Source organism: Sphingomonas silueang, from assembly GCF_040049155.1.
Taxonomy (GTDB): domain Bacteria; phylum Pseudomonadota; class Alphaproteobacteria; order Sphingomonadales; family Sphingomonadaceae; genus Sphingomonas; species Sphingomonas silueang.
On sequence record NZ_JBDZDK010000055.1, the window covers coordinates 1 to 11,451 of the forward strand.

An 11,451-nucleotide genomic window follows, 5' to 3' on the forward strand; every position below is an offset into this window, starting at 1 on the left:
CCCGCATATTATCTGGAGTGAAATCATGGAAAACCGAAGGAAACCTGCGTCTCTCGCCGCCACGCTCGACATAAACTGCGACTGCAAAGAATATGTGTAATGTGGAGCTCCACATTAGACATATTCACGAGGGCTGAGGTCGATTTCGAGGTCGACGCGCTCATCCGGGCTGAGCATGCCCAATCGCCGGTCGAGGATGGACTCGGCCGTCGTCACCAGTTGAAGCACCACCGACTGGCCCGCCATAAGATGCTCGCCGACCGCGGCGATGACCGTTGGCAGCTTCATCGAAAGCAGCACCTGGCCGAAGAAACGCTGCTTGGTGGACTCGAAGCGCGAGCGGGCCGATGCCTTCGCCCCGCTATTCAAAGTGGTGTTCTCGAGACCATCGACGACGCCGGTGAGTTCCAGGGCTTTTTCCATGTTCCGGTGGATGATGGACCAGGCATTGGCGTAAGTGTCGTAGATCTCGATCTGCGCGGGCGTCAGTTCGTGCCGCAGGATCTCATATTCGACACCGGCGAAGCTCAGCGCTCGCGCCATGTAGAGCCCAGTCGCCTTGAGATCGCGTGCGACCAATTCCATGGCGGCGATCCCGCCCTGGCGAATGCTGGAGATGAATTGCTCGCGATTGGCGAACGCCGTCTCCGGTCCCCAGAGCCCGAGCCGCACGGCATAGGCAAGGTTGTTGACCTCGGACGCCCCCGTCGCAGAAGCGTAGAGGATCCGCGCGGCGGGCAGATGGTTCTGGAGCCGAACGCCGCTGATGCCCTGTTGCGATCCCTCCTTGGCTCCGAGTGCGCCCTCGCCTCCTGCGACACCGCCCATCTCGTGCGCTTCGTCGAAGGCGATGACGCCGTCGAAATCGGCGCCGGCCCAGTCGATGATCTGCTTCAGCCGGCTATGTTCCCCGCGCATCGATCGAAGGGTCGGATAGGTGACCAGAAGGACGCCCTGGTCAAGCCTGATGGGTTCGTCGATCTTCCAGTTCGATATGGGCTGAATGTCACCGGCGAGCCCGCCGAGGGCCGTCCAATCACGGCGAGCATCTTCGAGGAGGGGCGCGTTCTTGGTGACCCAGATATTGCGACGCCGCCCCTGAAGCCAGTTGTCAAGAATGGCGGCCGCGATTTGGCGACCCTTGCCTGCCCCGGTTCCGTCCCCGAGGAAGAAACCCTTTCGGTAGCCGCGGCCCTCCTCCGAGATAACGAGGCCGACACCATCCTTGTCCGGTGCGAAGCGCCCAGGGATCGTCTGAGCCCAGGCATGGCCGGCGTAAACGACGGTTTCGAGCTGGGAGGCCGAGAGCAAACGCTCTGTGACAGTCCGCTCCGGCAGCGAAGGGACGTAATCGGGGATCGGCGCTGGGATTGATCCCATGGCAACGGATTCGACGAGCGCAGTCGGGTGTTCGCCGGCTTTGTCGAAAACCAGGCGGCTTGGCCGATAGGGCAGATAGACGCCGGTCTGTTCGAGCAGCGGCGCCGGGGTTTCGAGCCTGGTGTAAGCAACCGGCAAGACATGGTTGCGCACGGCAGCGTGAAAGGCCCGGGGCATGGGCTTGGCGCTTTTGACCGCTCTGAAGAGCGAGATGCCTCCGCCCCGCTTCGGCGCGGGTGCCGGCTGATCTGCGACAAGGGACAGGCGAGGTGTCACGGTGAGAACGTCGAGCAGTTCCGCGATTGATCCACCCTGGATGACTTCTGGTGCGAGCCTGCCGGCGACCTTGTCGATGACGAAGATTCGCACGTCGATAGACGTGCCGTGTTTGAGATAGCAGCCTTCAAGTCGAACAGAGGCTTGCACTGTCGATCCGCGAAGGACGGTCTCGTAGTGGTCGCGCATTCGGGTGGTCGGTCCGAACCAGTCGGGCATGATGGCAACGAGGCGGCCCCCAGTCTGCAATCGGCGAAGTGCAGCCTGAAGATGCCGAACGGCCGCAAGATCATCGACGCCGCGGCCGAGCGACCGCGAAAACGGCGGATTCATGAGGATCAGGGAAGGACGCGGTGCGTCGCCAAGAGCAGCATCAAGAATCGCCCCATCATGGCCGGTGATCGTTGCGCCGGGGAAAACGCCGTGCAGGCGATCGCGGCGGATCGGATCGAGCTCGTTGAGATGCAGCGATCGATGAGCCCCAAGCTGTGCAACGAGCAAACCGTTGCCGGCGCTGGGCTCGAGAATGACGTCATCCTGCCGGACATCTGCGAGCAGAATCGCGACGGCCGCAATGTCGACAGGAGTCGAGAATTGCTGCCATTCGATCTGGTCTTCGCTCCGCACGGTCTGAGTGGGGAGGCGCTGCGCGAGGTCAATCCGCGCGGCGACATCGGCGAGGCTGGCCAGAGGCGCCAATGATCCACGGAGATGAAGGGCGAGTGCGTGCTCTAGCACCTCGAAGCTTGAGCGCTGCGTCCAGCGTCCTTCGGCATCGGTTCCGCCGAACGCCTGCACCATCGCCCGATTGAGATGTTGACGGGTGACCGGCTCGCCTGACGCCAGTTGGGATAGAAGGATGTGCGCAGCGGCACGGTCGCCGCGCTCGGCGGTCTGAAAAAGGTCGGTCATTTGGGAATCTCCTGCGCGGCTGCATCTGTCGCAGCGACACACCCTCGATCCCCCTCCCCTCTCTCCGCCCCGGGATCAGGTCCGGCAGTGCGCGTCGAGGAACTTTGCCCAATCCTTGAAAGCCGGCGGCGGCGGGTCGCGGCGGATGATGAGCCCGGGACGGGCATATTTCGCTTCGGCGGACGCCGCGGCGCGACGCCCTTCTGGATCATTGTCCTCTGCGATCAGCAGGGTCGTAATGCCGGGTGGAATGACCAGTTGATCGAGCCGCCTGGCGCCAAGTGAGGCCCAGCAGGGGATGCCCTTGATGCGGGTGTAGGCGCCGGCAGTCTCGAAACCTTCGGCGATCGCCAGCGTCTCGCCCCCTGCCCGGCCCCGCCATGCGCCTGTCCCAGGCACGCCGAGCATGACTTTTCGGAGGCACTTCGCTGTCGCAGGGTCGAGAAAGTTGCGCTGGATCGCGACGAGCTGCCGGATCTCGCGAACAGCAATCAGCAAAGCCGGTCGATAAACGGTTTTCGGCTTCGGGAGGTATGGGCAGCGCGAATGGAAGCGCACGTCGGCAGGCGCTGGCAACAAGTTGCGTCGCTCAAGATAGCGCTCGGCCAGCGTCCCTTTGACGCCAACGGCCTGCTCCCAGATGCGCGAGACATTGGCGCTGCCTTGCGGTCGATCCTGTTCCGGTATTGCATAATGTTGGCCGGTTCGAACCCGACGCAATTCCCGCAGAACATCATCGCGTGCGCAACCCGCGAAGCACGTCACCAGAATGCCGCGGTCACCTTGGCGGATCGAAAGACTTGGATCGTTGTCGCCATGTGCCGGGCAACGGGCCATAGCCCTGTAGCCGGTCCAGGTGCCGCCAAGAGCGCCTACGAGGTCAACAAGTTCCTGGGTCGGTCGTTTGGCCGTGAGTGGCATAGGACTACCTCCTGCTCGGTAGCCACATCCCCCCTTCCCTCTTTCAGCGCATGGCGCTGTGACCCGGACCTATCAACGATGAGGGTCGGCGCGCTCACGTTGATCGCTTCATCGGGCACGACTCGGGCTCGTTCGCAGGCGACGAACGGCTCGGACATCATCGGTCAATCGTCAGGCCGGTTCTTCCGCCGATCCGCATATTTGATCACGAAGGCCTCCCAGAGCCGCATCCATTCGGTGTCGGTCCGGGGCCTCTTGATATCGGCGAATCCCTTGCGGAATGCGTTGGCCATATCGTCGACTGACCAAGGATGGCCCTTAGTGAGACCGACACTCCGAAACGCCTGTTCGCGGTCGCCATAGGAAAGCGTTCCCGGCGGGAATGCGTGAAGCGGTTCGTCTGATTTCGCTGCGGGTTTCGTTGCCTGCGGAACGGTGCGAACCGATGATCTCGGTGCCGTTTCGACGCCTGGCGCCCCAACAAGTCGCAAATGGGGTCCGACCAATTTACGCTCCATCGGCGCTGGAGACGGATGAAGGACCACCTTCCTGCCGGAGAGATCGACGTTCGCGTTGGGATAAACCGCCGAGACGAGCTGCATCGTCTCCCGCACCGTTTGACGAAAGCGCTTGCTGTCAGCCTCGTTGCCGAGGTGCTTTGCCAGTTGATCCCAAGAAATGATCTGCCCCTTGTCGGAGCCGATCCGTGGGAGGCGATAGGCAAGATAGGTATAGAGATCGAGCGCCGTTGGCGTCCCTTTAAGCTCCCGGATCGCTACTTCGTTTAATGGGACAGCGTGCTCGATAAGGTGACTGTAGAAGACCTCCGACATACGGATTTCCCGCGCGAAGGTGCCGTTCTTGTCGAGTGAACCAGCATATTCATTTGAGATCTTCACATCGCGGACCGCAAAGGCGTTGTCGTCCGTTTCGGTGCCATCCCAGCGAATCTGCCACTCGCACGCCAGCAAGCGGTCGACCTGTTCGCGCATCAGATTTGCGGTGCCACGGGGGCCATAGGACACCGTTTGATAGCCAAGCCGCCGCATCCATTCCGTGAAGTTGCGGCCGAGATAGACGTCGCGCGAACGCTTCATTACCGCCTGTGAAAGCAGATAGATGAGCGCAACCCTGGGATAGGCCCCATATGGAACACCCAGGCTTCTCATGACCGACTTGCCATCGATATTTTGAAGAACCGGCCGAGGGTTGATTGCCAGCGCGTACTTGCCGTCTTCCCGGATAATCGGGAGCGTGTCGTCCTTCGGGCGCTTGGTCGGGAGCGACATGGCGCAAAGCGCGGAATGGAGAAATGCCGGGACAGGCTCTTCGTCGTGGACTCGCAGGAAGGCGTCGAGCGTCAATTGGGTTCCGGCAGTGGAGGCAAGCTTCCGGACATTCTCTGCACCGCCATCGATCATGGCGAGTGCATATTGGTGCCCAATCGGCCTATGCTGATCTCCGTTCATTGTTCCGCCCTTCCCCGAATCTCCGGGGTCTGTGATGGCGCTGTCTCAACAGGTTTGGGTTTCGAAATCAACCCTGTTGGCAGTTTTGGCGGGAAATCAGGGGTGAGAGTTGCAATTCGACCGATGATCTCGGTGCCGCTTTTGCCGAATCGCCCCTTCCCACTTTCAAAAATCGAAATTTTGAAGCCGATTCGCGAATCGGATTGATTCAGGGATTCATGTAATAGGTATGCGCTCCGAGATCATCGGTCTGTTGGCACCGAGATCATTGGTAGGACGCACCGAGATCATCGGAAGGTACTGAGATCATCGGTATTTATCCACAGGGCATCGCTCGGTGCAGCCGGACGCAGCAAGTTTTCGGAAAGCTTGCACCGACTCGGAGATCATCGGTGCGCCTCTACCAGGGCGCATTGGCATTACCTTGAAATCCGAAACGGCTCGGAGATCATCGGTAAAGTTGTAAGTTCGATGGCCAAATCGTTGCTCGAAACTGCCAACGTCGCTATTGTGGGCCATCAAACCCACAAAAGCGGAATCTCATGGCCACTGATCCCACAAATGTCCCCGCCGATGACCTTCTGGAAGGTGGCCTGGATGTGCTTCACCGTAAAGCGCTCACGATCCTCAAGCGGATCCGCGACAGCGCGGTCGATCCAGAGACAGGGCAGAAGCGAGCCCCCACCTTCCCTATCTCCAAGGCTGCATCACTTGTCGGACGCACCGCGTCGGCGATCCGAGAAGCTGAACGCGACGGGCGTTTGCCGGAGCGTGGGCGGACGGCTTCCGGTCATCGCGTCCAATATACGCTCGAAGAACTCGATCATATGCGTGAGGTGTTCGGAACGCGTCCGTGGCGCAGCCCGGAAGATCCACCCGCCATTCTCTCGGTCTGCAATTTCAAGGGCGGTGTCGGCAAGTCCACGATCGCGCTGCACCTGGCTCAGCACTTCGCGATCAACGGCTATCGTGTGCTGTTTATCGACTGCGACAGCCAAGCTTCATCGACAATGATGTTCGGCTACCGACCAGACGTCGATCTGGAGGAGGACGACACGCTCTATGGGCATTTCCATAACCCGGAATTGCTGGGTGTGCGAAAGATCATTCGGAAGACCCACTTCCATGGGCTCGATCTGATCCCTGCGAATTTGCGGCTCTACAATCTCGAATACGAGATCGCCGGCTACCTCGCGCGCAATCAGAACCTGAACATCATCGACCTGATCGCCGAGGCCATCGACTCGGTGGTAGAAGATTACGATGTGGTGATCATGGATCCGCCTCCAGCACTCGGCATGGTCTCCATGGCGGTCCTTCAAGCAGCCAATGCGATGGTGATCCCCGTGCCGCCAAGCCTGGTCGACTTCGCATCGACGGTGTCGTTTATCGACATGGCGAAGACCACGATGAAGCAGCTCGAGCAGCTCGCGGGGAGGGGGCGCCCGGCTTACAATTTCATCCGTCTCGTCGGCAGCCGGGTCGACGACAGCAAGTCGATGCATCGTGAGATACTTTCGATGATGCGGAGCGTTTTCGGAGGCTCAATGTCTTCTTCGGTGATGGTCACCAGTGCGGAGATCGACAATGCCAGCTCGCGGATGAAGACGGTCTTTGAACTGGAAAGGCCCGTCACTTCGCACGAGGTTTACAACCGGTGCATGAGGCATCTGAATGAGGTTTGCCGAGACATCGAAGAAGACGTTTTGCGGACCTGGCCGAGCCGGGCAGGGGGGCAGCTTTGAGCAGCAGTTGCCACGTGGCAACAGCGGGCAATTGTTCGCCGTCTATGGGGCTGAAATCTGCTAAGAATGATGCGTTGTTGCCACGTGGCAACCGAGCAAGGAAAGCGTTTATAAACAGTATCATGAGCCAAATTCCAGGATCAGTTTTCCCTCAGAAAAGGGGAGCCGAAGGCGAGGCGAATTTCGGTTTGTTGCCACGTGGCAACAGACCAACAAATCGGGTCTCCAAGATGCCGGAAATTCGAGTAGGAGCGAGCCGATGACAAAAGGAAATAAGGGCTTCGGCTCGATGTTCACCGAAGGCCTGGATAATGAGGCCGAGCTTGACAATGCGAGCCCCTCGGAAGGGATCATGGCGAGCCGAAGCCAGACCCTGGCGCGGATAGCGAGCGGCAAGACGGTTACCGATCGAACGGAGTGGGTGGACCCGGCTCGTTGCCGTCCCTGGCGGATGCACAATCGCGACCTGGACCATTTGTCCGAAGAGAGCTGTCGCGATCTGATCGACTCCTTTCTCGCGGCGAAGCGGCAGCGCATCCCGGCGATCGTGCGTCGTCTGAAGGACGATCCTGACTACGATTATGAGATCATCGCTGGCGTTCGCCGGTGGTGGACCGTCCAGTGGCTCCGCGAACATCATCATCCAGAATTTGATTATCTCGTCACGATCCAGACCGTCACGGATGAAGAGGCATTCCGGGTTTCGGACGTTGAAAATCGGTCGCGAAAGGACATTTCAGACTGGGAGCGTGCAAAGGAATATGCGCGAGCGCTGTCGGAGTTTTACGAGAACTCCCAGTCCCAGATGGCGGAGCATCTCAACCTCTCGCGGTCATGGCTGAGCCGCCTGCTGGATGTTGCGAGGCTTCCTGAGGAGATCGTGGCGGCATTTTCGGACACCCACGACATTACCGTTCGAGTGGCGCGCGATATCAAACCGCTGACCAGCGAACCGAAAACTCTGAAGCGAATGCGAGACGAGGCCGAGCGCATCGAGGCCGAGCGTAGGAATGGTGGTTCCAGTCTGACCGGACCCGAGGTGGCGAAGCGACTTGTTCGTGCGACCGTTGAGGCAAAGAAGAAGGAGACTGGCGAGCGAGAGATCACGGGCAAAGGCGGAAAGACGATTCTGCGCTATGCCAGTGCCAGAGGTGGGGGGATCACGATCAAGATCGTGCCCCGGACCGGCGCCACGAAGGCCGAGCTCATGAAAGCGATCGAAGAACTGTTGCCGGCGAGCTGAGCAAAACAAGCGAGACGGCGTTTCAGTACGGAGGGCGTCCCGGTCGCTATTCGGCCCGCAGCCGGCGCTGCGCGGCAGGCGTGGTGGGCAGCGCCGCGAGGAGCTTTCGGGCACCCTGAGGTGTCACAGACAGCAGCTTCGAAACGGAGGATGCCTGGAGCCCTGGATAGGCGATCAATAGGCGCCCGAGAAGCGGCAGGCGACTTCGCTGAGTTGCACCTAAATTGGTGAGCTTGGCGACGTCATGCTCAATTGCGGAAAGCTCGCGGAGCCCCGCCGCGCTGATCTGCCCGATCTCCTTAGCGAGGAACCCGGTCAGCGCGGCAGGGGAAGGGGGCATGAACTTGGGGAGCGGCACCAGTGAGGGGATGATGCGGCTCGTGAAGCCAGCGCGGTAGAGCATGCGAGGAAGAGCGGTCGCGACGAGCCAGTTGCGATCGCGGCAGCGGGGAGGAAGCTCCAACGAGCGTCCGTCGATCGCAACAACCTCCGAGGCGCCGACCGGAAGACGCTCGGTCATTTCGGCAAGAGCGAACACGCGCTCGGCGATGGACCGGAGATCGGCGACGGGGAAGGGTGCATCCGCCGCAGACTTCACCTGACGCCAGAGCGGGCCGAAGTGTGCGAGATCGTCTCCACCATAGCGCTCAGCCTCTGCACGGTCGTCGAGGATGGTTCGGAGAGCATTGAGGGATGCGCGGCCAACCGGGTCTCTGACATCCTCGTCCCGACTTAGTGCGAGGTGGAAAATGGACGCCACCGATATCGGATCGTTGAGACCTTCGGAGGCGCGGGGAGGGGCGCTTCGCCCCGCGATCCAATCCTGCAGGTCGCCGACAGCGATCGGCACGCCGGCGAGACCTGCTAACGCCGCGGCGCCGTGAAGGCGCGATCGCGCAAGGAAAATGTCGGCGCTTGTACTATGATGAAGCCGGCCGTCGAGCCGGCCGAGCAGCAACATTGGGTCATTTGCGCGGCGGTCGACGATCTCCTGCATCGCTCTTACGCTTAGCGCGTGAGGAAACCAAAGTCAGCAGTTGGTTTCGCCTCATGCTATCGTCGAAAAGTTCATATGCGATAATTGCACTTATCACATAAGCGTAATTGACCTCTCTTTATAAGATGCGATACGAAGCGCCGCTGAGGAGCGAGGCGCGTCATGAGCACCGAATCGACGCAAGAAGAGTCAGAATCCGCTATAGCGCCCGCTGAGACTGCTCTGGCGCCCATTGAGCCGTTGGGCGACCTTGCGTGGGCGATCGTGCAGATGAGGGCTGCCGAGCCCATCGTCGTGAACGAGGCGCTGATCGCTGCGTACCAGCACGCGTCATCCCCCCACAGCATCCGCGCCCTGAAATCTGACGTCGAGGCTTTCGACGCCTGGTGTCGGCGCTCCAACCGGATCGCGTTGCCGGCCACGGCCGAGACGGTGGCCGATTATCTCGACGCGCGGGCAGGGAAGGGGAGCCGGCCCGCCTCGTTGTCCCGCTACAAGGCATCGATCGCCAAGATCCACCAGCTGCTCGACCTCAAGGACCCGACGCAGGCCGAGCTGGTCAAGCTGCGGCTGCGCGCAATCCGCCGGGAGAAGGGCACCGCACAGGCCCAGGCACGTCCTCTGCGCTTCAAGGGGCCGGTGCGAGATGTGGAGCGCGACAAGGCGCGGGGGTTGAACATCCGCGCACTGCTCGAGAGTTGCGGGGACGATCCGCCAGGCCTTCGGGACCGAGCGTTGTTATCGGTGGCCTATGACACGGGGCTGCGAGCATCGGAGCTCGTAGCGATAAGGGTCGGGGACATTCTCGAGGCGCTTGATCCCGAGGCGCGCCTCCTCGCCATCGCGCGGAGCAAAGGCGATCAGGAGGGCGAGGGGGCCACAGCCTATTTGTCGCCTCGCTCTGTGCGGGCTGTCGCGGCGTGGAGAGATTCCGCTGGGATAGACGCGGGGCCGTTGTTCAGGCGGGTGCAGGTACGGCGCTACAAGGCGCGGGCAGCCGTGAAGGGTCGTTCGATCGACAGCATCTCGGGCCGTGAGACTTGGGATCTGCGCAAGACGCTGTCCAAGCCCGCTGTGAAGGCGCGGGTCGAGTATGACATCGGCGCCGCGGCGCTCCATCCGGGATCGATCGGCCCGATCTGGCGGGCAATCATTCAGCGTGCGTTCGATCGCGGCGCATTGGGCGACCTTACCGCTGACGATCTGGCCCGACTGCTGAAGGGAATAAGCGCTCATTCGACGCGGGTGGGTCTTAATCAGGACCTGTTCGTCGCGGGCGAAGATCTGGCTGGGATCATGGACGCGCTGCGCTGGAAAAGTCCGCGCATGCCGCTCGCCTACAATCGCAACCTGGCTGCTGAAGCTGGGGCCGTAGGTCGTCTCGCGCGCAAGCTGGAATGACTTGGTTTGGGACGAAGCCGCCACTCGCAGGCCCGGTTGTGGATCGCGGGTCTTAGAAAAAGCGGCCACTCGCAGGCGCTGGATATCAACCGAAGAACGGAGAGAAATGCTCGGCATCTTCAAGCCATCGCTATATTGCTACCTACATATGCACAGGCGAAGCTAGTTACGGTGCTGCCGCTGCTTCTGCTCCCCCACTCGGCGGATGTCTGCCCCGCCTCTTCGATCTCGATCTGCTGAGTCGAAATACACCAGCCAAAAGATGTGGCGCCACATCTTGGAACGGGCGTGTCTGTAACATATCGCGACTATGGCGCTTGCCACCGTGTGGCGATCCATATCGCCAATTTGGGTATCTAGTGAAGGTCCGCGTGATTCGTTCGAGTTTCTGGTTGCAACTGCGATGCGATCGGTCATGGAACACCGGAGATTGGCCTTTTAGCGGTGTGGGCAATCAGATGATTGCCGCTTACCGCTTCGCATACATCCCTCGCAGCATGGCAAAGAGCCGCTGAACAGCCTCAGGATTGGCAACAGGTTCGCTGTCGTCGCGGCGAATGTAGGTGGTCAACAGCAACCGCTTCGTGCTGTTCGCGGTCATGGTGCAGATGCCCACGCGCGAGACGTTGATCGGGAACGCGATGCACCAGGTCGCCGGCCCCTTGCCCGTGCTGCTCGTACGCGCCAGTTCACCGATCGGCATGTCGATGAGCCGGTCGGATTTCCACGCCAGCATCGCCGCAGCATCTTCCGGCGCAGCATTGGCGGGAACGACCGGGTCATCGAACAGATAGACGTCGATCGGCCTTGCACCTGCATAGACGACCCGTGACCGCGCGATCCATTTGGTATCCCCAGGCGGATCGAGATTGACTTCGTGCTGCACCACACGCTCGGGACCATTGCCGCTGCCGACCGGCGGGAGGGTGCTGGCGAGCGCGCGGGCGGTAAACGATCGCTCCCCCTCGGACATTCCGGGCGTTTCCTGTGGATCGGCGTGGAAAAGGGACCCCGGTAGCGGGGTGATCGGCGTCGAAAAAGGACCCCTCATCCCGGTGGTCTAGGCTGTTCGCTTGGCGGTGTGTCAGGCGGCGAGATCGGGATGCT

General features: G+C 60.9%; 8 protein-coding genes. 3 read left to right on the forward strand and 5 right to left on the reverse strand.

Features of this window, described 5'->3' with window-relative positions; translation table 11 throughout:
- Nucleotides 1-114 precede the first annotated feature (114 nt).
- From ABLE43_RS22435 to ABLE43_RS22445, 3 genes are all read right to left on the reverse strand, one after another.
- Nucleotides 115-2,568 carry a strawberry notch-like NTP hydrolase domain-containing protein gene (locus ABLE43_RS22435; protein ID WP_348980198.1) on the reverse strand — a complete coding sequence of 818 codons (2,454 nt, stop codon included), beginning with the start codon at nucleotides 2,566-2,568 and terminating at the stop codon, nucleotides 115-117.
- A 75-nt stretch (nucleotides 2,569-2,643) separates the two neighbouring features.
- The gene (locus tag ABLE43_RS22440) at nucleotides 2,644-3,489 is read right to left on the reverse strand and encodes a DUF7146 domain-containing protein (RefSeq protein WP_348980199.1); all 846 of its coding nucleotides are present in this window, start codon (nucleotides 3,487-3,489) and stop codon (nucleotides 2,644-2,646) included.
- A gap of 164 nt (nucleotides 3,490-3,653) precedes the next feature.
- The gene (locus tag ABLE43_RS22445) at nucleotides 3,654-4,958 is read right to left on the reverse strand and encodes a replication protein RepA (RefSeq protein ID WP_062787891.1); all 1,305 of its coding nucleotides are present in this window, start codon (nucleotides 4,956-4,958) and stop codon (nucleotides 3,654-3,656) included.
- 542 nt (nucleotides 4,959-5,500) lie between these two features.
- Between ABLE43_RS22445 and ABLE43_RS22450 the strand changes: the two genes are divergently transcribed.
- Complete coding sequence (locus ABLE43_RS22450; protein ID WP_348980200.1) at nucleotides 5,501-6,703, forward strand: AAA family ATPase; 1,203 nt, start codon at nucleotides 5,501-5,503, stop codon at nucleotides 6,701-6,703.
- A gap of 259 nt (nucleotides 6,704-6,962) precedes the next feature.
- The gene (locus tag ABLE43_RS22455) at nucleotides 6,963-7,946 is read left to right on the forward strand and encodes a ParB/RepB/Spo0J family partition protein (RefSeq protein WP_030092784.1); all 984 of its coding nucleotides are present in this window, start codon (nucleotides 6,963-6,965) and stop codon (nucleotides 7,944-7,946) included.
- Nucleotides 7,947-7,992: 46 nt separating this feature from the next.
- On the opposite strand, the gene ABLE43_RS22460 is transcribed toward ABLE43_RS22455, so the two are convergent.
- Nucleotides 7,993-8,943, reverse strand: a complete 951-nt coding sequence (locus ABLE43_RS22460; protein WP_051743944.1) for a hypothetical protein — start codon at nucleotides 8,941-8,943, stop codon at nucleotides 7,993-7,995.
- Between the two features lie 162 nt (nucleotides 8,944-9,105).
- On the opposite strand from ABLE43_RS22460, the gene ABLE43_RS22465 reads away from it, so the two are divergent.
- Nucleotides 9,106-10,344 (forward strand): tyrosine-type recombinase/integrase, encoded by a 1,239-nt coding sequence (locus ABLE43_RS22465; RefSeq protein ID WP_348980201.1) that lies wholly within the window; start codon nucleotides 9,106-9,108, stop codon nucleotides 10,342-10,344.
- Nucleotides 10,345-10,813: 469 nt separating this feature from the next.
- On the opposite strand, the gene ABLE43_RS22470 is transcribed toward ABLE43_RS22465, so the two are convergent.
- On the reverse strand, nucleotides 10,814-11,317 hold the full coding sequence (locus tag ABLE43_RS22470) for a hypothetical protein (RefSeq protein ID WP_348980202.1): 504 nt from the start codon (nucleotides 11,315-11,317) through the stop codon (nucleotides 10,814-10,816).
- Nucleotides 11,318-11,451 lie beyond the last annotated feature (134 nt).

Bases quoted from the DNA above. Each gene is read 5' to 3' on its own strand.
- ABLE43_RS22445 (WP_062787891.1), bottom strand. From the start codon at position 4,958: ATGAACGGAGATCAGCATAGGCCGATTGGGCACCAATATGCACTCGCC.
- ABLE43_RS22435 (WP_348980198.1), bottom strand. From the start codon at position 2,568: ATGACCGACCTTTTTCAGACCGCCGAGCGCGGCGACCGTGCCGCTGCG.
- ABLE43_RS22465 (WP_348980201.1), top strand. From the start codon at position 9,106: ATGAGCACCGAATCGACGCAAGAAGAGTCAGAATCCGCTATAGCGCCC.
- ABLE43_RS22450 (WP_348980200.1), top strand. From the start codon at position 5,501: ATGGCCACTGATCCCACAAATGTCCCCGCCGATGACCTTCTGGAAGGT.
- ABLE43_RS22440 (WP_348980199.1), bottom strand. From the start codon at position 3,489: ATGCCACTCACGGCCAAACGACCGACCCAGGAACTTGTTGACCTCGTA.
- ABLE43_RS22455 (WP_030092784.1), top strand. From the start codon at position 6,963: ATGACAAAAGGAAATAAGGGCTTCGGCTCGATGTTCACCGAAGGCCTG.
- ABLE43_RS22470 (WP_348980202.1), bottom strand. From the start codon at position 11,317: ATGTCCGAGGGGGAGCGATCGTTTACCGCCCGCGCGCTCGCCAGCACC.
- ABLE43_RS22460 (WP_051743944.1), bottom strand. From the start codon at position 8,943: ATGCAGGAGATCGTCGACCGCCGCGCAAATGACCCAATGTTGCTGCTC.